This window comes from Cupriavidus respiraculi, from assembly GCF_914271545.1.
Taxonomy (GTDB): domain Bacteria; phylum Pseudomonadota; class Gammaproteobacteria; order Burkholderiales; family Burkholderiaceae; genus Cupriavidus; species Cupriavidus respiraculi.
In genome coordinates this window covers 515,434-539,407 of the sequence record NZ_CAJZAH010000001.1, presented here as the reverse complement: position 1 = coordinate 539,407, position 23,974 = coordinate 515,434, and the positions used below count along the sequence as shown (strand labels likewise).

Genomic DNA, 23,974 nt, shown 5'->3' with positions numbered 1-23,974 from the left:
GCAACGCCGCATTGACGCGACGCCTCGGAGTGCCCCTGCGTAGTCCGAACGCGCTATTCACCGGCTGCGGCAACGCTGTTACAGTCGCCGCCTGAAAATGCCGGACACCGGCGCCGCGACTCCATACCCGGCACACCGGAAGCGGGGCGCGATTCCAATTACAAAAACGGGTTGGGTTGATGTTTCCACGCTTTCATGCCGGCGCGCGTGCCGCCGGCCTTTGCCTTGTCGCCGCGTTGCTGGCGGCCTGCGGGTCCGGCGACGCCGGTTCGGACGAGGCGGGCTCCGCCGCGCCCGTGGCGGCCAGTAGCCGCCTTGTCGTCGATACGGCCAGTGCCACGCCGGTTGCCGGCGGTACGCTGACGCTGAAGGCGAGCGTTCTGGGCGCCGACGGACTAGAAATCAAGGGCGCCTCGTTCTCCTGGACCTCTTCCGATGAATCCGTGGCCGTCGTCGCGTCCGCTTCCGAAACGGCGGCGGACAGGGTGGCGGACAAGGTAGCGCAAGACGCGAGCATGCCTGCGCCCGTCGGCACGTATGCGACGGTGCGTACGCTGCGGGCCGGCGCGGTGGATATCACCGCCACCGCGACGTTCGGTGACGGCAGCCGCGCGGCCAGCGTGACGCACCTGGTGGTGCAGCCGGAGGCCGCGATCACCTACACCCTGGCGCTGTCGCCGTCGGCGCTGACCATCGGCGCGGGCGGCGCGCCGCAGCGGGTTACCGCGGTGGTACTGCGTTCGGACGGTGCCGACGGTGTCGGCGACCTCGCCAACTGGAACTGGTCCACCGACAACGCCACGTTCGTGGCCACTCCGGCCGCGGACGGCCGCAGCGCCGGACTGGCCAGCCCCGCCAGCGCGACTCTGGCCGGCACGGGTGCGCTGACCGCGTGCGCCGATACGCCGGGCCGCGAGCGGCTGTGCGCCAACGTGCCGCTGGCGCGCCCCGAGACGCCGCTGCCCGCAATCGCGTTTTCGGCGCCGTCGGTCGTGGTCAAGCCCGGCCGCACCGGCACCATCACCGCGACACTGAGCGACGCGCCGCAGGGACATCTGGCAGGCCTGGCCAACCTCGCATGGTCGATCCAGCAGACGGGCTCAGCCGCCGTCATCGCCGGCGCGGCAGATGGGGCGACGGTTGCCGTCAGCTCGGATGCCACGCAACTGTCGAGCTATAGCGGATCACTGACACTGACGGCGTCGTATCCGGACGGGCGGACCCACAGCGCATCGCTGCCGCTCTCGTCGCCCGGACCCTGGCACCGGCTGCCCGACGCACCGATCGACGCGCCCACGGTGACAAGCCTGGCGATCGACGGCACGCGTGTCTGGCGGCTATCCGCCGACGGCAGCCAGCCGGCGCGCCTGGAGCGGTTCGCCGGCGTCGCCGAGCCCGCACGCGAGCCGGCTGAGGCGTTGCCCGGTAACGCCAGCCGCATCTGGTACGCCGACAATATGGCCGGCCGCTTCCCGACCGTGGTCGTGCAGATGGGAGCCGATACCACAAACGCATTCGGCAGGCTCGATGCGGACTTCGACAGCCCGCGCGCGCACGCTTCCTTCTCCACCTGCGCGTCGCAGCGCGTGCCGACCGGGCGGCGCTTCGTGGTGGCGACCGACGGCGTGGACCTGATCACGACCGCCCAATGCTCCACCACGTGGTTCGTCCAGCGCGCGGGCCAGACCGCCGTCTTGTCCCGGGCGAGCGTCCCATTGCTGACGGATATGCTGCCGATGCCGAATGGCTCGGCCTACGGCCTGGATCCGCTGTATACGACGCGCTACCGCATGGAAGCCGACGGCGTCCTGACCTCATGGACGCACCCGCCCGAGACACCGCTGAATGTGGGCGCGTTCTCTCACTTCGGCCCGCTGCCGACGGCATCCACATCGTTCGGTGGGCCGAACTACGGCTTCCGGAACGGGGCCGGACTCGTGGTCAGGGACGATGTATTCGCCCCCTTCCGGCTGGTCTTCGCGCATACCGGACCGGTAACCAATTTCCGCGTGTTCCAGAACTTCGTGGCGTGGCTGGCCGGCCCGGCGATGACCTTGTTCGATGCCGGGGCGCTCGCTACCGTCCCGCTGACGATTCCGGGCACCGGCACCGTGCTGGCGTTCGAGGGCGCGGTCGATGGCAACGGCAAGGCGCGCCTGGCTGCCCAGATGTCGGATGGCGCCGTGTGGGTCTACGATCAGCCGTAGTCGCACGCCGGGGGAAGGGCGGCACGCGTCGCGGCCGTACTCTCAGCCGCCGGTTGCGCTGGGTTTTCCCGTTGCGCCGGCGCGAACAGGTGCTGCACCGCGCGGCGGATGCCGCCATAGCCCGTGCAGCGGCAAAGATTGCCGCATAGCAGCGCCTCGGCCTGCTGCACGCCGGGCTTCGGGTCGAGCTGATGCAGATACGTCATGGTCATCACCATGCCCGCGGTGCAGTAGCCGCATTGCACGCCGCCGCACCGCGCCAGCGCCTCGCGCACCGGCAGGCTGGCCGGATCCGCGCCGACCGATTCGATGGTCCGCACGGACTGGCCCTGCAACTGGTACGCCATCAACAGGCAGGCGTTCGCGGGCGCATCGTTGAGCCACACCATGCAGGCGCCGCAGCGCCCAATCTCGCAGCCCGGCTTGGCGCCGGCGAGCTTCCAGTGCTCACGCAGCAAGGTGAGCAGGCGTGTATCGGGGCGGCAGCCCACTTGCACGGGCGCACCGTTGAGCCGCATGGCAAGCGTGAAGGTTGGCGGGATGGGCGCCAGCGCAGCGTCGGTGGTGGAATCGGGAACGGTCATCGCGGAGTCTCCAGCATGGCGATCACGTGCTCGGGCTGCACCGGCAGGCGCGCAACCGGATGGTCCAGCGCGATCGCAATGGCGTTGGCCACGGCCGGCGTGGCGAGGTTGACGCCGATCTCGCCGGCGCCGCGCGGCCCGATGGGATCGCCATCGGGCAGGTTCTGGATGGCGATGACCTCCATCACCGGGGCATCCGCCAGCGTGGGCATCAGGTAGGCATCGAGGTTGCGCGCGCGGTAGTGGCCCCGCTCGCAGGGCAGGTCCTCCTGCGTGCACATGGCCATGCCCATCACGGCGCCGCCCTCCATCTGGCCGAGATATCCCTGCGGCGAGACGACCGGGCCCAGCGCGCTGCATATCACCAGATCGTGCACGCGAACCGCGCCGCTCCAGCCATCGACGCAGACATGCGCAATCGCCGCGCAGGCGCCGAACACGAAGTGGGTGCCGTGCTCATTTCCCGCCGGGTCTTCGCCGTGCAGGTCCACCATGAAGCATGGCCGGGCAGGGCCGAACCTGGCGGCCAGCGTCCGGTAGGACAGGCGCAGGCCGCTGGCATCGTGGACGCCGCCAGGGCCAGTACGCAGCGCGTCCGCGTCGCAATGCAGGGCCTGCGCGGCCGCGTCCAGCAGGGCCCGTTCCCAGCCGGCCCGCGCCTGGATCAAGGCGTGCCAGACCAGCGTGGTGGCGCGCGATGCCGCCACGGCGCCCGAGTCGGGCGTGCGGGCCGTGTCGCCCAGCACCGGCCGTACGTCGTCCGGTGCGCAGCCCAGATGCCGCGCACACAACTGCCGCATCGCGCCCACCAGGTTCTGCCCAAGTTCGGTGAAACCGCAGCGCAATTCGATGGCGCCATCCTCGGCAAGCAGCAGGGTCATGCGGCTGCCGCTCGGACCGCCCTTGCCGAAGCCATCGCTGCGGTGGACCAGGGCCAGGCCCACGCCGTGCAGATAGCGCCCGTCCTGGCTTTGCCAGCGGCGCGGCCCTTGCCACAGCGGCTGCCGACGCGCCACGTCCAGGGCGCGATGCGGTCCGTCGAACGGCACGACCTCCTGGTCGAGCGGCCCCGGCGCGTCGGGTTCGGCCAGATTGAGCGCGCGGAAGTGCGCCGGATCCAGGCCCGCGCGCGCCGCCAGGCGGTCCATCTGCTGCTCCAGCGCAAACTGGACCTGGGTAGCGCCGAAGCCGCGGAACGCGCCGGCCACGCCATTGTTGGTGTAGGCGAGCCGCGCGTCGATCCGCACCGCGCGGTAGCGGTAGGGGCCGGGCGCGTGTTCGACCGCGGCGTCGAGCACCTCGGGACCGTGCGTCGCGTAGGCACCGGTGTCCGCGACGATGTCGACCTGCTGGAAGGTCAGTCGGCCGTTGGCATCGCAACCGGTTCGCATGCGGATACGCATGGGATGCCGCTTGACGCCGAAGTCCACCGATTCCGGCCGCGTCAGGTGCAGGCGCACCGGGCGCCCGGCCTTCCACGCGAGCAGTGCCGCGATCGGTTGCACCGTGAGTTCGTCCTTGCCGCCATACGAGCCGCCCACCGGCGTGCCGGTCGCCTGCACCATGTCATGCGGCAGGCCCAGCATGTCGGCGACGACCTGCCGTTCGCGCGCCGGATTGTGCCCGGCGAAGAACAGTCGCAGGCCACCTTTGCCGTCCGGCTCCGCAACGCCTCCTTCGGTCTCCAGGAAGCCATGCATTTGTCGCGGCGTGACATAGCTGTCCTCCACCACATGCACCGTCTGCGCCTCGGCCGGCGCCAGGTCGCCGCGGCGATACGCGACGTGGTGGAGCAGATTGCCCGTCTCGTGGACCCTCGCCTCGGGCGCGCACTGCGGCGCCAGCGCAGCTTCCGGATCGTCCACCAGCGGCAGGGGCGCATAGCGGACCACGATGCGCTCCAGCGCCGCGCGCGCCGTCTCCATGTCCACCGCCGCGACCGCGGCCACCGGGTCGCCGACGTAGCGCACCTTGTCGTGGCACAGCACCGGGCGGTCGGCGCGGCGCAGGCCGTAGACGGCGGCGCCCGGAATGTCCGCATGCGTGACGACGGCATGCACGCCGGGAAGCGCGCGCGCCGCCGCGGTATCGATGGACACGATGCGGGCGTGCGGATGCGGGCTGCCGAGGATCGCGCCGCGCAACTGGCCGTCGGCGATGCGGTCCGTGAGAAAGCCGGGGTCGCCGCCGAGCTTGCTCCAGGCATCGGGGCGGATGTCCGCCGCCACGTCGGTCAGGCGTAGCGTCTGGTGCGGCGGCACGAATGCCGACGGCGGCGGAGGATCGTTGGTGCAAGCGGAATCGGGCATGGCGGCACGGGCGGTTGGGCAGACGATCTACAGCAGGCCGCAATGGCCGGCGATCAGCCGGCTGGCAATCAGGGCCATCGACGGCGGCAGGGTTTGCGCGCAGGCGCGCCGCAGCGCGTACAGGTCGGGGCACGGCGCATCCGGCGACAGCAGCGCTTCCACCGCGGCGAGCCGCCGCACCGGCGCTCCCGGCGCGCCGGCCGCCACGCGGATCAGGTCGCGCCCCCGTTCCGCGCTCCGCCAGCGCAGCGCCATGCGCAGCCGCGCCGGGGAAAACGCGGCGCGGTGGCCGACCTTTTCGAAGACGGCATGGACCGGCTCGCGGGTATCCGCGCGCGGTAGATGGAAGGCCACCAGCAGCGGCAGCGCCGGACGCGCCAGCACCTCGGCCAGCGGCACCCGACTGCCATCGGCCAGCTCGGCTTCGGCGTCGAGCACCAGAAGGACCGGCACCGCATCGCCCATTCCCCAGCCGACGTTTCCGCCCAGCGTCCCGAGGCGGCGCACGCCAAGCGCGCCCAGCTGGTCCAGTGCCTGCACCAGCAGCGGTACGTGCGCGCGCACCAGCGCATCGGTGCGGACCGTTTCGAGCCGCGCGCCGGCACCGATGCGCAGGCTGTGCCCCTCGAGCGCGATGCCCTGCGTCTGCGGCCAGCGTTGCAGGTCGATCAGGCAGGCATCGTCCGGCGCGAGCCGCGAGCCCTCCCATTCCTGCTGGATGACAGTGCCGCCGGCGATGAAGCGCGCACGCGCGCCCAGGCGGTCGGCCAGATCCTGTGCGGCTTGCGGCGTGGCGGGCGTCAGCAATTGCATCGCGGCGTGAGGTTGTGGGTCATGGCAGATTCCAGGCGGTCGCATACGCTTCAATGCTGCGCGCCCTGGCTCCAGGGGAACAGGCGCCGGTGCAGCCACTGCACCAGTCCGTACAGCAGCAGGCTGCTGATGACCAGCAGGGCGAGCGCGGCGAAGGCCACGGGGATCTTGAACGACGACGTGGTGAACAGGATCAGATAGCCCAGTCCCTTCTCCGCGGCCACGAACTCGGCCACCACCGCGCCGACGATGGCGAGCGTGATGGACACCTTCAGCGCCGAGAACAGGTAGGGCACCGCAAACGGCATGCGGATCTGCCAGTACTGCCGCGCGGTGGTGGCGCGCAGCGAGCGCGACAGCTCGATCAACTCGGCGGGCACCGAGGCCAGGCCCAGCGCGGTGGAAACCACCAGCGGGAAGAAGGCGATCATGGTGGTGATGACCACGCGCGGCAGCACGCCGGCGCCCAGCGTGACGACGATGATCGGGGCCACCGCGACGATCGGCGTGGACTGGATCACCACGAGCCATGGCATCACGATGCGGGACAGCAGCGCCGAGCGGGTGATGGCCACCGCCAGCGGCAATGCGAGGCAGATCGCCACCGCGTAGCCGGCCAGCGCCACCTCCAGCGTGGCGAACAGATGCTCGGCCCAGCGTGCCGCGCCCAGTTCGCGCGCGGCGTGCCAGATCTTCGTCGGCGCGGGCAGGATGTACTCGGGCACGTGCAGGGTGCGGCAGGCGAACTCCCACAGGACGAGGGCCAGCAGGAATACCAGCAGGCTGGCGTGGCGATGGAGCAGGGCGGGCATGGGGCGCGGGTCTGGGCGGACAGGAGTCGGAACAGCGTCGGGGCGGGTGTCGGACAGCGGGGGTCAGTGCGGCTGGTGGCTGAAAACCTGCATGCGGATTTCGTTGGCCATCCGCGTAAACAGCGGATCGGCCAGCGTGGCCATGCTGCGCGGGCGCGGCAGCGGCACATCGATGATGTCGGCCACGCGGCCCGGGCGCGCGCTCATCACCACGATCCGGTCGGACAGCAGTAGTGCCTCCTGGATCGAGTGGGTCACGAACACCACCGTCTTGGGCCGCTCGTTCCAGATCCGCAGCAGCTCGAAGCTCATCACGTCGCGCGTGAGCGCATCCAGGGCCGAGAACGGCTCATCCATCAGCAGGATGTCCGGGTCATGCAGCAGCGAGCGCGCGATCGACACGCGCTGCTGCATGCCGCCCGACAGCTCGTCGGGCCGCTTGTGGCCAAAATCCCCCAGCCCGACCATCGCCAGCAGTTCGCGCGCACGGGCCTGGTCGCGCGCATCGACACGGCCGTACTTGTGGCGCATCGGAAAGCAGATGTTGTCCAGCACGCTGAGCCAGGGCAGCAGCGTTGGCTTCTGGAACACCATGCCGATTTCGTCGCGCGGCTCGGTCACCGGCATGCCGAAGATCGCCACCTCGCCGGCGGTGGGCCGCAGCAGCCCCGAGATCAGCCGCAGGATGGTCGACTTGCCGCAGCCGGACGGTCCGATCAGCGAGACGAACTCGTGGCGGCGCAGATGCAGGTCCACGCCGTGCAGGGCCGTGACGGCGCTGCCGTCGCTGGCGACAAAGGTCTGGGTGACCGCGTTCAGGTCGATGACGGATGGCATGGCTACTTGGCGAGGAATCCGCGGTCGACCAGCTTTTCGGGGTCGACCTTGGCGGGGGCGTAGTGCATCGACTGCGCGACCCAGTTCCACGTGGCGGCGAGCAGGGCGGGTTCGAACCGGCCCATGCCATCGCGCTGGGTGATGTCGTTCTGCAGCAGCGGAAGGGACGACTCGAACTCCGCCTTGAGCACCGCCACATCGGCCTCCGGCACGCTGGCCTTCAGCGCCTCGGCGGCCTTGCCGGGGTTCTTGATGGAGAAGGCGAGCGACTTCTGCAAGGCGCGCACATAGCGCTTGAGCACTTCCGGGCGCTCCTTGATGGTCCGGTCGCTGGCGAGCACGGACCAGCCATAGCCATCCAGGCCGAACTGGCTCCACGGCAGCACCGTCAGCTCCTTGCCGGCCTGCTTCAGCACCGCATCGAAGGCCGGGGCCACGGTCACCCAATTGATGGTGGCGTCCACGCGGCCCTGCGCCAGCATGGGTGCCAGCGTGGCCGGATCGGACTTGATCACCTTGATCTTCGCGGGGTCGATGCCGTTCTTCTGCAACACCACCGGCCACAGCGCGTTCGACGACGAGAAGGTCGGCATGGCCACGGTCTTGCCCTCCATGTCCTTCAGGCTGCGGATCTTGCTGTCCGCGCGCGTGAACAGGGCGTCCGGCTGTCGGGCGTACAGCGACATCACCGCCTTGACCGGGATGGCGCCTTCCGCGGCAGCGGTCATCAACGCCGAGATGCCGCCGAAGCCCACGTCGGCCGAGCCCGAGGCGATCTTGGTGACCGCATCGGCTGAGCCCCGGCCCGGCACGATCTTCACGTCCAGTCCCTCCTCCTTGAAGAAGCCCTGCTGCACGCCGGCGTAGACGAAGGACTTGTCGCCACCGGGCAGCCAGTCGAGCTGGACGGTCAGCTTGTCGGCGGCCGAGGCCGTGCCGGCGGTCACCGCCAGCAGCATCGAGACGAGAAGAGGGCGCACGATCATGATGGAACTCCTGTTGGGCATGGCAAGGAAAGGTCGGTGTCTGAATCCGTGGAAGCCGGGGCCGGGGGTGTCAGACGCGGCTGGTGCTGGCCAGCGCGTCGAGCGCTGGCAGCAAGGCATCGGTGAGCGTGCGGGGGCAGGCGAGCTGCGGTACGTGGCCGCAGTCCAGGCTCACACGGCGCGCGCCGGGCACCAGCGCCTGCATGCGGCGTTGCAGAACGAGCGTGACCGAGCGGTCCCGCAGGCATTCCACATAGATGCGCGGCACGCTGCCGAAGCGCGCCGCGCTGAGCCGGTTGGCCATACTGCGTCCGCTCTCGGGCTGGGCGCACAGGCGCGCCGCCGCCGCGCTCGCGGCGCCGGGCTCGCAGTCGTGCAGGAACAGGTCGAGCGCGGCATCGACGGGCACGCGGCTGGCGGCGCGCAGCCCGTCCCATTGCAGGTGCGGTTCGACACCGGCGTAGGCAAAGTCCGGATCGGCCGCGCGGCATTGCGCGATCAGGTCGGCAAAGCGCAGGCCGCTGGGCAGCATCATGCCGGCCAGATAGATCAGCGCGCGGACCCGTTCCGGCGCGGCCTCCGCCACCTGCGACGCCGTGACACCGCCACCGCTATGGCCGAGCACCACGGCCGGCCCGTCCAGGGTCTCCAGCAGGCGGACCACATGATCGGTATAGCCCTGCAGATTGGCCTGCCCGGACAGCGCCGGGCCGTGGCCGTTGCCGGGCAGGTCCACGGCATGGACGCGCCAGCCCGCCGCTTCCAGCAGCGGCTGCCACGCCGCGAACGCCCAGCTTCCCTGCCAGGCGCCGTGTATGAGGACGATATGCGGCGACGTCATGCTGATGCGCGCCCGCCCGCGGCAGATGCGGTGGCCGCCCCGGAAGCCGCATAGGTGCGCCGGTAACACGCCATCAGATGCTCCTCCACGGTGACCTCCGGATAGCGCGGCGTCTCGCCTTGCGCGAGGCACGTCGGCAGGCAGGCCACCCGGTGCAGCGGATTGCCGGTGAAGAAGAAGGGCACGGAATACCGCTCGCGGCCCGAGCGGTTGATGACGCGGTGAAGGGTCGAGACGTAGCGGTCGTTGGTCCACCGCGCGAACAGGTCGCCGATGTTCACGACATAGGCGCCCGGTACGGGCGGCGCGTCGATCCAGTCGCGCCGGCTCGCGTCCCACACCTGCAGGCCGCCGGTCTCGTCCTGCAGCAGCAGCGTGATCCCGCCAAAGTCCGTATGCTCGCCGCAGCCTTTCTCGCGCGGCTGCGCCTGCGCCGGTTGGGGCGGGTAATGCAGCAGGCGCAGCGTACAGGCGGCGTCCTCCAGATAGCCGGCGAAGTGGTCCTCGGGCAGATCGAGCGATAGCGCCAGCCCCCGCACGAGCGTCGCGCCGAGCGCACTGGCGGCGCGGTAGTAGGCTTGCATCGCCGCGCGAAAGCCGGGCAGGTCGGCCGGCCACTGATTGGGGCCGGTATTGAAGCGCCCGCTCAGCACGCGCGGATCGTCGGCGGGCACCTCCGCACCGAGATAGAAGCTCTCCTTCAGATCGGGCGGCGCGCCGGTCTCCAGCGTCTGCGCGCGCAGTGGCTCGTACCCGCGATTGCATGGCGACAGCGACTTGTCCACCGCCAGCTTCTCGGCCAGGCTCAGGTCGAAGAAGCGCTGGCTGGCCGCGAACACCTCGTCGATCAGAGCCGGGTCGATGCCGTGATTGCACACATAGAAAAAGCCGCGCTGCTGGCACGCTTCGCGCAATCGGGCCGCAACGGCAAGCCGGGCGGCCGGATCGCTGCTGCGCAGGCCGGCGATGTCGATCAGGGGCAAACTGGGCGTGGGAGCGTCGCGGGTCACGGCAATCGGGCTGTAGAGAACGATGGAGCCGAGTGTAGGGAGCGCGCGCCGTTCCAGATAGCGCCGTTTTCTGCGCGGGGCGATGCCGAAATGCGAGCAGCACCTTGCACCGGCGTCGCCCGCGCAGCCGCGTGCGCAACGCTTGTGCATCGCGACGCTTCGATTCCCGTGTCCAGTGCAGCTAGGGAAGCGGGGTGGCCCAATCCTGGGGCATGGCGGGCGCGCCGCGGTGGGGCGGCTCGGCCGGCTGCGGCAGCGCGTTGCGCTCCTCGTCCTCGCGCACCGCGATGGCGTCGGTGGCAATGCGGATAAAGGCGTCGAGCGCGGACGGCAGCGTGCGGCCCGCACGGATGTAGACGCCCAGCTCCGAATACAGCGGTGTCGGCGTATCGAGCGGGACATGAACCAGCCGGCGCTCGCGCAGTTCGCGCTCCAGCCCGAGCCGGCTCTGGAAGAACAGCCCCACGCCGCGTTCGACCAGCCCCTTGGCCAGCTCGATCGAAGAGGTCTCCAGCAGGACTTGCAACACGCGCTTGTGGTGGGCGATGACCGGTTGCAGCAGGCCGTGCATCGACAGCTCGGCCGAGGGGAGGATCAGGGGATAGGCCGCGCAGCTCGTGAAATCCACGCGCGGCAGGCTCGCCACCGGATGGGTGGGCGGCACGATGGCGCCGAGGGCAAAGCGCCCAACCGCGCATTGCCGCAGGGCCTCATGGCGGCGGATGGAGAAGCCGATGCCCACGTCGGCGTCGCCCTGGATCACGGCCTGCGCGGCCTGTTCAGAGCCACAGGTGCGCACATGGATCTGGATGGTCGGGTAGCGCACGTGCATCGCGTTGAGCATCGCAGGCAGCAGATCGGCATTGAGACCCTCCACCGCGGCGATGCTCACCGAGCCGCGCCGCACGCCGCGCAGCATCTCCAGCTCCGTGATCAGCCGATGCTCGTCCTGCAGCACGGTGAGCACATGGCGCGAAAACACCTCGCCGGCCGGGGTCAGCCGCAGCCCGGCCGGCAAGCGGTCGAACAGCGGCGTGCCGATGTCCTCCTCCAGCTGCAGCAGTTGCCGGTTCACGGCGGACGAGGCCACATGCAGACGCCGCGCCGCCTCGCGGATGGATCCGCAGCGGCGGATCATGTCGAAGTATTTGATCGAGCGGGAATGGATGTGCATGCCGCTGCGCGGACGCACGGTACGTGCCAGGCGGCGTCGACGGAGCGACGGCGAGCCCAGCCAACCGTCCGTGCTACGCGCGTTTCCCGGCCTGCGCCACACCGGCGTGGGGCCGTGCGGCCGGACGCTGCCAGCGGACCGTCGCGGCCAGCGAAGCGACCACGATCAGGCCGCCGCCGATCCAGCCGGACAGCGAGATGCGTTCGCCCAGCCACAGCCAGGCGAACAGCGCGCCGAATGCCGGCTCGCTGCCCGTCAACAGCGCGACGCGCGTGGGACTGCTGCGCGCGATCGCATAGTTCTGCGCGAAGAATGCGAACAGCGTACAGGCGCCCACGAGGTACAACACGGCCAGCCAGAAGGCGCTGCTTGCACCGAAGCCAGGCAGCGGCGGCAATGGCCACGTGGCGGCGCCACCCACCCAGGCCACCAGCACGCTGCCCAGCGACACCACGCCGGCCTGCAATGCGGTGACGGTCAGCGCCGGAGGCGACTGTCTGCCCAGGCTGTGCTTCATCACGCAGACATAGATCGCACGCAGCAGCGCTGCAAGCAGGATCAGCGCGTCGCCGGGATGAAAGGAAAGCGACCATGCGCCGTCGGCCGCCAGGATCCAGGCGCCGCACAGCGACAGCAGCACGGCCGCCCATTCGACGCGCGACGGCCGGCGCGACAGCAGCAGCCATTCGATCAACGGCGTCAACACCACGCACAGGCTGATCAGGAACGCCGCATTGGCGGCGCGCGTCAGCAACAGGCCGAACATCTCGCACAGAAAGATGCCGAGCAGCAGCACGCCGGCGCCCAGCACCCGCGCCAGCGATGCCGCCGGAATGCCGCGCAGGCCTGCGAGCGTGGGGGACAGCAGCACGAATGTCAGACCGAAGCGCAACGCCAGCAGGCCGAGCACCGGGTAATAGTCCAGCGCCTGCTTGGCGACGCCATAGCTGGTGCCCCAGACCACCGCGACGCCGAGCAGCATCAGGTCGGACAACGTCAGCAATCGGGCTTGTCGGGCGGTCATGGTCGGGAAGCCGGGCGGCGGAGAATGATCGGTGACGCATTGTCTGGCATTGCGTGGGCGGCGATAATCCGCTACGCCCGCACATCTTTGATGTCGCTGAATCATCAATCGTCGAAGCCCCGAATGCACCCGAACGCCCTGATCGCACTGCTGCCCGACCTCGCGGTCTTTGCCCGCGTGGTCGATACGGGCAACTTCTCGCTGGCGGCGCGCCAGCTTGGCACCACGCCGTCGACCGTCAGCCGGCAGATCAAGCGGCTGGAGGAGGCGCTGGCAACCCGGCTGCTGGAGCGCTCGACCCGCAAGGTCCGCGTTACCGAAGCCGGGGAGCAGGTGGCGCGCTTCTGCCGCGATATGGTCGGTGCCGCCGCGGGTGCCATCGATGCCGCGGGCCAGATGGGCGAACGGCCGCAAGGGCGGGTCACGCTGAGCGCGCCGGTCGCGTACGCCAAGACCATGATTCACCCGTTGATGCCGTCGTTCCTGCGCCAGTACGGGGAGGTCGACGTCCATCTGCGGTTTTCCGATCAGGCGGTCGATCCGGTCGCCGACGAAGTGGACCTGGTGATCCGGCTCACCGACGACCCGCCCCCCGGTCTGGCCGGCCGTCGCCTCGGCGCGGTGCGCTGGATGCTGTGCGCCTCGCCGCGCTATCTCGGCAAGGCCGGGGCGCCCGCGCATCCGCGGGAGCTGGCCGGCCACGACTGCCTGTTCCTGGGCGAACACGCGGACGACAACCGCTGGCGCTTCCGCCGCGGCAGCGAGGCGCACACCGTGAGCGTGCGGGGCCGCTATATCGCCAACCATGTCGGCGCCCGGCTCGAAGGGGCGCTGGGCCACCTGGGCATCGCGGCGCTGCCGGACTTCGCCGCGCGCGCCGCGCTGCGGTCCGGCAAGCTCGTGCAGGTGCTGCCCGACTGGGACTTCCGCGCTCGTGCTTATCAGGGGGCGGTGTGGCTGCTGTACCCGCCCAAGCGCGTGCTGCCGCCGAAGGTGCGGGCGCTGATCGATCATCTGGCGGAGCATCTGGGAGAGCAGCAGCGCGCCTGACGCGACAGCAGGACACCGCGGCGACCGGCGCGCCGCTGCTGGCGCGATGGCTAGCCCGCCGACCGTTTCATGCGGGTGACGACCGAGAACGTCTCGGCGGGATGGGTGGTCACGGATACCTCGAAGGTGTCGCCCGCTTCGTCAAAGTAGCGGCGAACGATCTTCAGCACGGGCGCCCCGGGTTCGAGCCCCAGCGCCCGCCCGATACGCGCGTCTTGCAGCGTCGACGCCCGGACCTTCTGTTCGATCTCGGCAATGCACCGGCCATGACGCGATTCGATCAGCGAGCTGACCAGCACGTCCGGCGTGTCTCGCACGATCGGCCCGATGTCCGCATAGCCGGCATCGATATAGATGTCGGTCCACGCCATGGGCGCCGCGCTCGCATCGTCGTCCAGCCGCACGCTGGAAATGCGAAGCCATCGGGCATCCGGCCCGCCGCCGAGGTCGGCGGCCACGTCGGGCGGCGCCTTGACCGTATCGACCGACTGCACCACGCGCCGGTGCGCCTGCCCGAACTGCATCAGGTCTTCCACCGATGCCAGCGTCGGCTTGAACACCGGCCGGGGCTGCGCGGCTTCCACACGCGTACCGACATTCTTGCGGCGCGACACCAGCCCCATGTCCTGGAGCGCCTGCAGCACCGCACGGATGGTGTAGCGGCTGGCACCGAACTGCTCGCATAGCTCGAATTCGGTGGGCAGCAGCGAGCCCACGGGAAAACGGCCAGTCGTGATGCCCTCTAGCAGTTCGCCGGTGATTTCGGTTGCGTTTCTTTTGCTCATAGTGGCCTTGCGGCGTTCGTTGCCCGCTCGTCGCCCGCCGGCGGATCCGAGGGTTTATACGTATTTCGGAGTTATGTTCGAACATATTTAATGACCAACATGTTCGAACATATCCGCGTTCCTGTCAGCATGCCACAAGGTAGCACCATGCCCAACTACTCGATCCCCGCCGCCAGCACCGTCGTCGATTCCGCGCTGTTTCGCGATGCCTTCGGCACCAAGGCCATGCGCGAGATCTTCTCCGACGGGGCGCTCGTGCAGCGCTACATCGATGTCGAGGTCGCGCTGGCGAAAGCCGAGGCGCGTGTCGGCGTGATCCCGGCCGAGGCCGCCCAGGCGATCGCCCGCGAATCGCGGATCGATCGCATCGACTTCGACCATATGCGGGAGGAAACCGACATTGTCGGCTATCCGATCCTCCCGCTGGTCCACCAGCTGGTGGCGATGTGCGGGGACGCGGGCCGCTTCGTCCATTGGGGCGCGACCACGCAGGACATCATGGATACCGCCGTGGCGCTGCAGGTGCGCGACGCCCTGGACGCCATCGACGCCGATATCCGGGCGCTGCGCGCCATCCTCGCCGACCTGGCGAGCCGGCACCGGGACACCCCGATGGCCGGCCGCACCCACCTTCAGCAAGCCTTGCCGGTGACCTTCGGCTACAAGGTGGCGATCTGGCTCGCAATGTTCGACCGCCATCAGCAGCGCCTGGCGGAATTGCGCCCCCGCGTGGCGGTCGTACAGTTCGCCGGGGCCGCCGGCACCCTGGCGTCGCTGGGGAACAAGGGATTCGACGTACAGCACGCGCTGGCCGAAGAACTGGGACTGGGCGTGCCAGCCACCACGTGGCACGTGGCCCGCGACGGACTGGCCGAGGCCGTGAACCTGCTTGCGCTGGTCACCGGCTCGCTGGGCAAGATCGCGCTGGACATCATGATCATGGCGTCGACCGAATTCGCCGAGGTCTACGAGCCCTTCGTCAAGGGCCGCGGCGCCAGCAGCACCATGCCGCAGAAGCGCAATCCGATTTCGAGCGAACTGATGCTCGCCGCCTCGAAGGCCGTGCGCCAGCACGCGGGGCTGATGATCGACGCCATGGTCCAGGACTTCGAGCGCGCCACGGGGCCGTGGCATGCGGAGTGGATCGCCATTCCCGAGAGTTTCATCCTGACGGCCGGGGCACTGCACCAGGCGAAGTTCGCGCTCGGCGGGCTGATCGTCGACGCGCCGCGCATGGCGCATAACCTGGGCATCTCGAAGGGCCTGATCGTGGCGGAAGCGGTGATGATGCGCATGGCCCCGCATATCGGCCGCCAGCAGGCGCACGACGTGGTCTACGACGCCTGCCGCACCGTCAACGAGTCGGGCGGCACGCTCGCCGACGCGCTGTGCGCGCTGCCGGCCGTGACTCGGCACTTCGATCGCGCCGCCATCGAACAGATGGTCGACCCGGCCAACTATCTGGGCCTGGCGCCGCAGATGGTCGACCGCGCCATCGCCTTGTCCGCGCAGGTGCCCTGATACCGGGGTGCTTCGGCACCGGCCCGCATCCATCCCCCGACAGGTTCAGCTGCCCGCTCTGGGCGGCAAGCCCTCGCGCGTGCCCACGCACGCCCGATCCACCGCCATAGAAAGCCAATCCAGGAGACAACACATGCACCCCTTCCCCCGCTTCCTGCGCGGCGCATTGACCATCGCCGCGATGGTCGCCGCCACCGCCGCCCACGCGCAGACCTGGCCGACCCGACCGATCACGTGGATCGTGCCGTTCGCCGCCGGGGGGCCGACCGATGCCCTGGCGCGCCATATTGCCGAGCGTGTTTCGCGCGAGGTGGGGCAGTCGATCATCATCGACAACTCGCCGGGCGCGGGCGGCACCATCGGCGCCGCCAAGGCCGCCCGGGCGGCGGCCGACGGCTACACCATGCTGGTCGGGCACATGGGCTACATGGGCGCGGCGCCGGCGCTGTACAAGAAGCTGGCCTACGACCCCGTCAAGGACTTCGCGCCCGTCTTCCGCTTTCCCGATACGCCGATGGTGCTGATGGTGCGCAAGGACCATCCGGCGAAGGACGTGAAGGGATTCGTCGAGTACGGCAAGCAGAATCCCGGCAAGCTGTTTGTCAGCAATGCGGGCATGGGGTCCACCTCGCATCTGATAGCGGCCATGTTTGCATCGGCGGCCGGCATGAAAGTGTCGCTGGTGCCGTACAAGGGCGCGGGGCCCGCGCTGATCGACGTGATCGGGGGGCAGGTGGATGGCATGTTCGACCAGACCAATACGGCGCTGCCGCAGATCACCGAGTCCAAGGTGAGGGCGCTGGCCGTGACCTCGGCGTCGCGGGTGAACCAGCTCAAGGACGTGCCGACGCTGGCGGAAACGGTGGTGCCCGGCTTCGAGGCCGCGACCTGGTACGGCATCTACGCGCCCAAGGGCACGCCGCAACCGGTCGTCGACAGGATGCAGGCTGCCTACCTGAAGGCGATGAGCGACAAGGCGTTCACGGACCGGCTGTCGGCGCAGGCCATCCAGATGCTGCCGGCCGACAAGTACACCGCGAGCGCCCTGGGCAAGCACACCGAGGCCGAGGTGGCGCGATGGAAAGTGCTGGCGGCCAAGGCCAATATCTCGCTGGACTGAGCGCCATGACCGCGGTACGCGTAGAACACGACGCCTTCGGTCCCGTCGACATCCCGGCAGACCGCTATTGGGGCGCCCAGACCCAGCGCGCGCTGGCCGTATTCGATATCGGCAGCGAACGCTTCCCGGACTGCCTGATCCATGCCTTCGGCCTGCAGAAGATGGCGGCGGCAGCCGCGAACCTGGAGTGCGGCGAGCTGGACCCCGCCGTGGCGCAAGCCATCGTCACCGCCGCGGCCGAAGTGCGCAGCGGCGCGTTCGACTCGCACTTCCCGCTGACCGTCTGGCAGACCGGCTCCGGGACGCAGACGAACATGAATGCGAACGAGGTGATCGCCAACCGGGCCAACCAGCAGATGGGCGCACCACTGGGCGGCAAGCGGCCCGTCCATCCGAATGACCACGTCAACCGCTCGCAGTCATCCAACGACAGCTTTCCGACGGTCATGCATCTGAGCGCGGTGCTGGAGCTCCACGACCGCATGCTGCCGGCGCTGGCCGCGCTGCACGCCAGCCTGCAAGCCCGCGCGACCGACTTCGCCGCCATCCTGAAGCTGGCCCGTACGCACCTGATGGACGCCGTGCCGACCACGCTGGGCCGCGGCTTCGAAGGCTTCGCCGCGCAGATCGGGCACGGCATGGCGCGGGTCGAAGGCACGATGCGGCGCCTGCTGATGCTGCCGCAGGGCGGCACCGCGGCCGGGACGGGACTGAATGCGCCGGCCGGATTTGCCGACGCGTTCTGCCGGGAAGTGAGCCGCCTGACCGGTCTGCCGTTCCGTCCCAACCCCTGCAAGGTCGAGGGCATGGCCGCGCACGACGCCCTGCTGGAATTGTCCGGCGTGCTGAACGTCATTGCCGCCTCGTTCATCAAGATCGCCAATGACCTGCGCTGGATGAGTTCGGGACCGCACTGCGGCATCGGAGAACTGGTGATGCCAGACGACGGGCTCACTTCGTCGATCATGCCCGGCAAGCGCAATCCGACCATTGCCGAGGTCATGGTGCAGGCCGGCATGCAGGTGGCCGGCAACCATGTCACGGCAACGATGGCGGGCGCTTCCGGCAGCTTTGAACTGAACGTCGCCAAGCCGGTGCTGATATACAACGTGCTGCAGTCGATCCGCCTGCTCGCCGATAGCGCGGCCACGGTGGCAACACGCGTGATTCCGGGGCTCGTGCCCGACGAGGGAAGGCTGGCGCGCCAGCTCGACAGCCCACTGCTGGCCGCCACCGCGTTGAACCCCGTGATCGGTTACGACCAGGCGGCGCGCATCGTCCGCCATGCCGCTGCGCACGGCATATCGTCCAGGGAAGCAGCCATCGCGCTGGGCGTGATGCCGGCAGAAGAGTACGACAGGCTGGTGGATCTGGAGCGCATGGCACGCGGCGGGGTATAGCGGGCCTGGCGTCGGCGCTGCGCCTTAGGCATTGGCAGGCGCCATTCCGACATCAGGGTTGCAGCGTCGTCTTGAGCTGCACAAAGACGGGACGCTACTCGGGACGTACGGCTGGCTCGCGCCATTGTCGTGGTGCATGGTCGTATTTTGGATGGGATCCTGTCGCTTTGCGGTTCGATCACGGCGCGGCGCTTGTCTAGACTCCTTGCATCCAACAAGGAGGAAATCGTGCAATCGCCCACCCCAACATGGCGTATGACGCGCCACGTCCTGATCGCCGCCGTTGCCGCGCTCGGCGGCGCCGCGCACGCGGAAACATGGCCCAGCCGGCCCGTCGTGATTGTCGTGCCGTTTCCAGCCGGTGGTGGTACGGACCTGGTCGTCCGCTCCATCCAGCCCGCGCTGCAACGCGAGCTTGGCCAGCCCGTCGTGATCGACAATCGCGGCGGTGCCGGCGGCACGATCGGCTCCGCCTACGTGGCACGAGCGACGCCGGACGGCTATACCGCTGGCGTGGTGACCACGAGCACCCACGCTGTCAGCGTCGCGCTGTATCCCAAGCTGGGTTACCAGCCGGCGAAGGACTTCAGTTATGCCGGGTTCATTGGCACATCCCCCTACGTGCTGGCCGTCAACAAGCAGTGGAAGGCATCCGATGCGAAATCCCTTATCGCGAAGCTGAAGACCGACACCACGCCGCACAGCTTTGCTTCGGTTGGGGTGGGCACGGTCTCGCACCTGATGGGCGAGCAGTTCCAGAAACTGGTCGGCGTACCCATGACGCATGTTCCGTATCGCGGTGCGGCACCGGCATATACCGACCTTATCGGCGGGCAGGTGCAGATGATGTTCGACAACCCCGTGGGCCTTGCGCCCTATATCAAGGCGCAAAAGGTTGCAGCGGTCGCCACGACCGCACCCACGCCGCTGTTGCCCGATGTGCCGACGTTCGACAGCCAGGGCGTGCGGGGTTTCGAGCAGCAGCTCTGGTACGGCATCGCATTTCCCAGGAACACGCCCGCGCAGATCGTGGTGCGCTTCAACGCCGCGCTCAACAAGGTGCTGGAAGACAAGAGCGTGGCGGATGACCTGGCGGCCAAGGGCGTGGCGGTGCGTCCGGGTACGCCGGCCGCCTTGCGTGCTGCCGTGGAAAAGGACATCCCCTATTGGGGAACGACCGCCAAATCCGTGGGAGCCACCGGTGAGTGAAGTCAGCGTAGTCCGCGTGTTCGTGCGCGAAGGGCAGGGTGGCAATCCGGTGCCATTGGTGGCGGACGCGCAGGCGATGACCGGCGCCGACATGCAGGCCATCGCGGCGGCGTACGGACACGAGTCGGCGTTCGTTCTGCCCGCTGGCGGCGATGCCGACTGGCGGTTGCGCTTCTTCGTTCCGCAGCACGAGATGGAAATGTGTGGGCATGCCACCGTGGGCACACTGTGGGCAATGCGCCAGTGGGGACACTGGACCACGCCTACCGCCCGTATCGAGACGCTTAGCGGCATGGTGCACGCCTACTGGGACGACCGGGCGCAATGTGCGTGGATCTCGCAGCCGGCAGTGCAACTGCAGACGCTGGATGACACGGCTTGCCGCCGCGTGCAGGCGCAACTCGGACTGCCGCCGGGCGCCTATCCGGCGATCAATGCCTCCACCAGTCGCGTCAAGACGCTGGTAGCGCTGCCGTCCGTGTCGATGCTCGATGGCTTGCAGCCTGATTTCCCGACGATGGAGGCGCTCTGTACCAGTATCGGCTCCACCGGGCTGTATCCCTATGCCATGGGCGCGACAGACGCAGGAGGCCGTCCTGTCGTCCATGCCCGGCAGTTTCCACGGTCCTCGGGGTATCAGGAGGACGCTGCAACCGGTATCGCCGCGGCGGCATTGTGGGGTTACCTCGCGAGCCAGGGCACGCTCGGTGGTCCGCCACCCGCGTCCATTGCGGTATGGCAGGGCGACGCCATGGGCAGTCCGTCCGAAATCCTCGTCGCACCTCGCAGCGAGGGCGCGCGGATCGACGGTTGCTGGCTGAGCGGGGCGAGCACGTGGAGCGAGCAATGAACGCACAGTCGCCCGAAGCCCGGCTGGCCCAGGCAGGCATGGTGCTGCCCGACGTATCGAAACCGCAGGGCCACTACGCGCCGTCTTGCGCAATGCCCATTGGCGCCTTGCAAGCCGTGTCGATCTCCGGCCAGGTATGCCGGCGGGAGGGGGTGGCCATGGCCGGCCAATGCCGCGATGAAGCCGATCTTCCCGCTGCCCGGGAGGCAGCGGAAATATCGATGCTCAATGCCTTGGCCGCGCTGCGCCAGGCTTGCACTGGCGATCTGTCGCGCGTGCGCCAGGTCGTCAGGCTGCGCGGGTTCATCCGCGCAGCGCCGGAATTCACACGGCATGCGGCCGTGCTCGATGCGGCGTCAGCGGTGTTGCGCATGGCATTTCCGGAGCAGCCGCTGCCGGCGCGCAGCGCGGTGGGCGTGGCGAGCCTGCCCGACTGCGCCTGGATAGAAATCGAGATCGACGCGCTCGTAACGGCTGCCTGAGGCAGGCACCCGCTATGGCGATGCGGCAACTTCGCGCAGCAGCCGGTGCAGATGGCTGCTGGAGGCAAAGCCGAGCTGCACGCTGACGCTCGCTGGCGATCGGCCGGCATCCATCAATGCCCGGGCGTGAGCTGCCAGCACGCGGCGCCGGATTGCGACCGGCGTGGCCCCCAGTTCGTCCTGGCAGGCACGCTGCAGCTGGCGGACGGAAATGCCCAGTTCGCTGGCCACCGCGTCGATCAAGGGCAGGGGCTGGTCGTGCTCCAACGCCTGGATGAACCGCCGTACCATGCGAACGGCCACGGTGGCGGGCGTATCGGCCACGGCCAGCGGCCGGCCAGCCTCGATCTGCTCCACGACGGCCCGCACCAGCCAGGTGGCGCTCCGCTCGGAGATCGACGGCGCCAGCATGGCCTCCAGCATGGCCATGGTGGGGGCGTCGAGACGCAACGCGCCATGCCGCCGCCCATGAGGCGTTCGATCCGGAGGAAGGTAGAGCTCCCCATGGTGCTGGTGGCGATGGAGGGAAACGGTCAGATGCGATGTGTTGGCCGGCAACAGAACGGCCATGCCGCGCACCAGCGTCGTCGCTTGCCGCGCGTCGGGCGTCTGCTCGCAGGTATCCGGCGTCGCGTCCCAGACCGCCTTCAGGCTGCCCGTGCACGGCCATAGCAACATGCTGCAGTCATGCATGTGCCAATCGCGCCGGAAAGCGGGCTGACGGCTGTCGTGCAAGGCAAAGCCCAGCTTTGCCGTCATATGCAGCTTCGGTGATAGGCGTGAGCGATCGGACATCGTGACCTGTCGGCGGCAAGAACGCGGATCCGCACGATGATACGCGCAGCGCATGGTGCTGAGTGCGCCATGGCCGCGGTACAACACGCTGGGTATGAACGGCAGGGTGCGCTCTCCACGAACGTGCCGGCTCATTGGCTGTGTAGAGAGCACAACTGTGCTACCTCCCTCAGGTACGAGGCTCGGAGAACGCCGTGTCGGCGTACACGACGAAGCGGCGGCGACCCCTCGCCGCGACGCCGGCGAAACTCCCAACTTGACCAAACCGGCCGGCTGAAAACATTGACGGAGACGGCCAGGCTGTCGGCCCGTTCCCTATCGCCATCCGGTGCCGCCTTACTCCGGCACCACGCCCGCATCCTGGATGATCTTGCCCCACTTGGCCACTTCCGCGCTCTGGAAGGCCGTAAAGCCCGCGGAGGTCTTGCCCGACGGTTCCACGCCCAGTCCGCGCAGCCGCTGCTGCACCGCCGGCGTGGCCACCACCGCGGCAATCTCGTTCGCCAGCCGGTCCACGATGGGCTTGGGCGTTTTCGCCGGCGCGAACATGCCTTGCCACGACTGCATCTCGAATCCCTTCAGTCCCTGCTCGGACAAGGGCCGTACCCCCGGCAGGCTGGGCAACGCCTGGGTGGAAGTCACGCCGATCGGGCGGACCCGCCTGGCGTCGAGCATCGGTTTGGCCGCAGCCACCGTCTCGAACACCAGGTCGATCTGGCCACCGATCAGGTCTGTCATCGCCGCGGCGCCGCCCTTGTACGAGATCTGCTGCAGCTTTGTGCCGGTGATGCTCTGGAAGAGCTGGCCCGACAGCTGTTGGGAGCTGCCCGGGCCCGCCGTTCCGAACGTCAGGCTGCCGGGCTTGGCCTTCAGTGCCGCAATGATCTGGTCCAGCGACTGGTACTGGCTCTCGTTCGATACCACCAGCACGTTGCTGACCGTACCCACCAGATTGACCGCCACAAAGTCCTTGAGCGGGTCATAGCCCAGCTTCTTGTAGAAGAACGGGTTGACGGCGTGGGTCGTGATGGTGCCGCCCATGACGGTGTAGCCGTCCGGCTCGGCGCGGGCCACGGCCTGTGTGCCGAGGATGCCGGATACCCCGGGCTTGTTCTCGACCACCACGGGCTGCCCCAGCCGTTGCGACAGTCCCTCGGCGATGATGCGTGCGGTGGCATCCGACACGCCCCCGGGCGAGAACGGCACCACATACTTGATCGGCTTGCTGGGCCAGGACTCCGCGGAAGCCGCCATGGCGAACGCCAGTCCAGTGATTAGCAGGCCGGTGCGAAGTGCGGTGCGGTAGATCGATTTCATTGTTTGTCTCCTATGTTTCTGCTTCTGGTTCTTGCTGCCGTTGCGACGTCCCGTCGGCAATGGGAAGCGTGCCTCGAGTGCGCTATTGCAACGGACGCCCGCCATCTACCGGAATCGCCACGCCGGTGGTGAAGGGCATCGCACCGGCGACGGCCAGCACGGTGGTTGCCACCTCCTGCGGACTGGCCAGGCGCCCCAGCGGCGTGAGCCGGGCCTGCGTATTGCGCCATGCCGGCTCCATCGACTGCACGAAATCGGTATCCACAAGACCCGGCGACACCGATACCACACGGATGCGCGGCGCCAGCGCACGGGCCAGCGATGCCGTCAGGTTGTCCAGCGCGGCCTTGGATGCGCAGTAGGCAATGTTGCTGCCCATCGCGGTCCGTGCCGCCACCGATGAGATGTTCACCACCACGGCGCTATCCGACGCTTCAAGCAAGGGCCTGAATGCCCGCACCATCGCAATCGGGCCGCGCACGTTGGTCGCCAGCACCGTGTCGATCAGGGCGTCATCGAGCGCGTCGAGGTCGTCGTGCGGCACGAAGCGGGTGGTACCCGCGCAATTGACCAGCACATCGACCCGGCCAAACGCCTGCCCGACGGCCGCGGCGGCGTGTGCCAATGCGGCGCTGTCGGTCACCGGCATGGCCACCGCCGCGTGTACCGCGCCGGCGTGCGAGGGCAGGGCGCCCACCAGCGCTTGCGCCGCCTCGGCCGAACGGTGATAGCCCGCCACCATGACCGCACCGCCCTGCGCGAATGCGTGGCAGATGGCCGTGCCAAGTCCGCCGGTGGCGCCGGTCACGACCACCACCTGACCTTCGAAATCCAGCTTGCCCATGGCG

22 protein-coding genes are annotated in these 23,974 nt (G+C 68.9%); 8 read left to right on the top strand and 14 right to left on the bottom strand.

Annotation, left to right across the window (positions count from 1 at the left end; genetic code table 11):
• Positions 1 to 179 precede the first annotated feature (179 nt).
• Complete coding sequence (locus LDO27_RS02350) at positions 180 to 2,207, top strand: hypothetical protein (protein WP_224039375.1); 2,028 nt, start codon at positions 180 to 182, stop codon at positions 2,205 to 2,207.
• On the opposite strand, the gene LDO27_RS02345 is transcribed toward LDO27_RS02350, so the two are convergent.
• From LDO27_RS02345 to LDO27_RS02300, 10 genes are all read right to left on the bottom strand, one after another.
• Positions 2,198 to 2,791, bottom strand: coding sequence for a (2Fe-2S)-binding protein (locus LDO27_RS02345; RefSeq protein WP_224039373.1), 594 nt, complete (start codon positions 2,789 to 2,791; stop codon positions 2,198 to 2,200). The genes LDO27_RS02350 and LDO27_RS02345 overlap by 10 nt on opposite strands.
• The gene (locus tag LDO27_RS02340; protein ID WP_224039371.1) at positions 2,788 to 5,100 is read right to left on the bottom strand and encodes a xanthine dehydrogenase family protein molybdopterin-binding subunit; all 2,313 of its coding nucleotides are present in this window, start codon (positions 5,098 to 5,100) and stop codon (positions 2,788 to 2,790) included. Before LDO27_RS02340 ends, LDO27_RS02345 begins: the two co-directional genes overlap by 4 nt.
• A 27-nt stretch (positions 5,101 to 5,127) precedes the next feature.
• Complete coding sequence (locus LDO27_RS02335) at positions 5,128 to 5,913, bottom strand: FAD binding domain-containing protein (protein WP_224039369.1); 786 nt, start codon at positions 5,911 to 5,913, stop codon at positions 5,128 to 5,130.
• A gap of 50 nt (positions 5,914 to 5,963) precedes the next feature.
• Positions 5,964 to 6,725 (bottom strand): ABC transporter permease, encoded by a 762-nt coding sequence (locus tag LDO27_RS02330; protein WP_224039367.1) that lies wholly within the window; start codon positions 6,723 to 6,725, stop codon positions 5,964 to 5,966.
• A 63-nt stretch (positions 6,726 to 6,788) separates the two neighbouring features.
• Positions 6,789 to 7,562 (bottom strand): ABC transporter ATP-binding protein, encoded by a 774-nt coding sequence (locus LDO27_RS02325; RefSeq protein ID WP_224039365.1) that lies wholly within the window; start codon positions 7,560 to 7,562, stop codon positions 6,789 to 6,791.
• Positions 7,563 to 7,564: 2 nt separating this feature from the next.
• Entirely contained in the window at positions 7,565 to 8,548 is a 984-nt protein-coding gene (locus tag LDO27_RS02320; RefSeq protein ID WP_222205991.1) for an ABC transporter substrate-binding protein, read from the bottom strand.
• 70 nt (positions 8,549 to 8,618) lie between these two features.
• Entirely contained in the window at positions 8,619 to 9,389 is a 771-nt protein-coding gene (locus LDO27_RS02315; RefSeq protein WP_224039363.1) for an alpha/beta fold hydrolase, read from the bottom strand.
• Positions 9,386 to 10,399 (bottom strand): isopenicillin N synthase family dioxygenase, encoded by a 1,014-nt coding sequence (locus LDO27_RS02310; protein WP_224039361.1) that lies wholly within the window; start codon positions 10,397 to 10,399, stop codon positions 9,386 to 9,388. The genes LDO27_RS02315 and LDO27_RS02310 overlap by 4 nt, the downstream gene beginning before the upstream one ends.
• Before the next feature lie 181 nt (positions 10,400 to 10,580).
• A complete protein-coding gene (locus LDO27_RS02305) occupies positions 10,581 to 11,573 on the bottom strand; it encodes a LysR family transcriptional regulator (RefSeq protein WP_224039359.1) in 993 nt (330 codons plus the stop codon).
• A 73-nt stretch (positions 11,574 to 11,646) separates the two neighbouring features.
• A complete protein-coding gene (locus tag LDO27_RS02300) occupies positions 11,647 to 12,597 on the bottom strand; it encodes a DMT family transporter (protein ID WP_224039356.1) in 951 nt (316 codons plus the stop codon).
• Between the two features lie 123 nt (positions 12,598 to 12,720).
• Here LDO27_RS02300 and LDO27_RS02295 point away from each other — a divergent pair, with 123 nt between their 5' ends.
• Positions 12,721 to 13,647: a LysR family transcriptional regulator gene (locus LDO27_RS02295; protein ID WP_224039355.1), complete on the top strand. Its 927-nt coding sequence runs from the start codon at positions 12,721 to 12,723 to the stop codon at positions 13,645 to 13,647.
• Positions 13,648 to 13,697: 50 nt separating this feature from the next.
• Here the strand turns inward: LDO27_RS02295 and LDO27_RS02290 are convergent, their stop codons facing one another.
• A complete protein-coding gene (locus LDO27_RS02290; protein ID WP_224039353.1) occupies positions 13,698 to 14,432 on the bottom strand; it encodes a GntR family transcriptional regulator in 735 nt (244 codons plus the stop codon).
• A 147-nt stretch (positions 14,433 to 14,579) separates the two neighbouring features.
• On the opposite strand from LDO27_RS02290, the gene pcaB reads away from it, so the two are divergent.
• The 6 genes from pcaB to LDO27_RS02260 all read left to right on the top strand — a co-directional run bounded on the left by pcaB (position 14,580) and on the right by LDO27_RS02260 (position 21,014).
• Positions 14,580 to 15,953 carry a 3-carboxy-cis,cis-muconate cycloisomerase gene (gene pcaB, locus LDO27_RS02285; RefSeq protein WP_224040766.1) on the top strand — a complete coding sequence of 458 codons (1,374 nt, stop codon included), beginning with the start codon at positions 14,580 to 14,582 and terminating at the stop codon, positions 15,951 to 15,953.
• Positions 15,954 to 16,086: 133 nt separating this feature from the next.
• Positions 16,087 to 17,073, top strand: a complete 987-nt coding sequence (locus LDO27_RS02280) for a tripartite tricarboxylate transporter substrate binding protein BugD (protein ID WP_224039351.1) — start codon at positions 16,087 to 16,089, stop codon at positions 17,071 to 17,073.
• 5 nt (positions 17,074 to 17,078) lie between these two features.
• Positions 17,079 to 18,473, top strand: coding sequence for a class II fumarate hydratase (locus LDO27_RS02275; protein ID WP_224039349.1), 1,395 nt, complete (start codon positions 17,079 to 17,081; stop codon positions 18,471 to 18,473).
• 255 nt (positions 18,474 to 18,728) lie between these two features.
• On the top strand, positions 18,729 to 19,682 hold the full coding sequence (locus LDO27_RS02270) for a Bug family tripartite tricarboxylate transporter substrate binding protein (protein WP_224040764.1): 954 nt from the start codon (positions 18,729 to 18,731) through the stop codon (positions 19,680 to 19,682).
• Positions 19,675 to 20,532, top strand: a complete 858-nt coding sequence (locus LDO27_RS02265) for a PhzF family phenazine biosynthesis protein (RefSeq protein WP_224039347.1) — start codon at positions 19,675 to 19,677, stop codon at positions 20,530 to 20,532. The genes LDO27_RS02270 and LDO27_RS02265 overlap by 8 nt, the downstream gene beginning before the upstream one ends.
• A complete protein-coding gene (locus tag LDO27_RS02260; protein ID WP_224039345.1) occupies positions 20,529 to 21,014 on the top strand; it encodes a RidA family protein in 486 nt (161 codons plus the stop codon). The genes LDO27_RS02265 and LDO27_RS02260 overlap by 4 nt, the downstream gene beginning before the upstream one ends.
• A 12-nt stretch (positions 21,015 to 21,026) precedes the next feature.
• Here the strand turns inward: LDO27_RS02260 and LDO27_RS02255 are convergent, their stop codons facing one another.
• From LDO27_RS02255 to LDO27_RS02245, 3 genes are all read right to left on the bottom strand, one after another.
• Positions 21,027 to 21,773, bottom strand: coding sequence for a helix-turn-helix transcriptional regulator (locus tag LDO27_RS02255; protein ID WP_322790799.1), 747 nt, complete (start codon positions 21,771 to 21,773; stop codon positions 21,027 to 21,029).
• Between the two features lie 372 nt (positions 21,774 to 22,145).
• Positions 22,146 to 23,126, bottom strand: a complete 981-nt coding sequence (locus LDO27_RS02250) for a Bug family tripartite tricarboxylate transporter substrate binding protein (RefSeq protein ID WP_224039342.1) — start codon at positions 23,124 to 23,126, stop codon at positions 22,146 to 22,148.
• Positions 23,127 to 23,208: 82 nt separating this feature from the next.
• The gene (locus LDO27_RS02245; protein WP_224039341.1) at positions 23,209 to 23,970 is read right to left on the bottom strand and encodes an SDR family NAD(P)-dependent oxidoreductase; all 762 of its coding nucleotides are present in this window, start codon (positions 23,968 to 23,970) and stop codon (positions 23,209 to 23,211) included.
• Between the last annotated feature and the right edge of the window lie 4 nt (positions 23,971 to 23,974).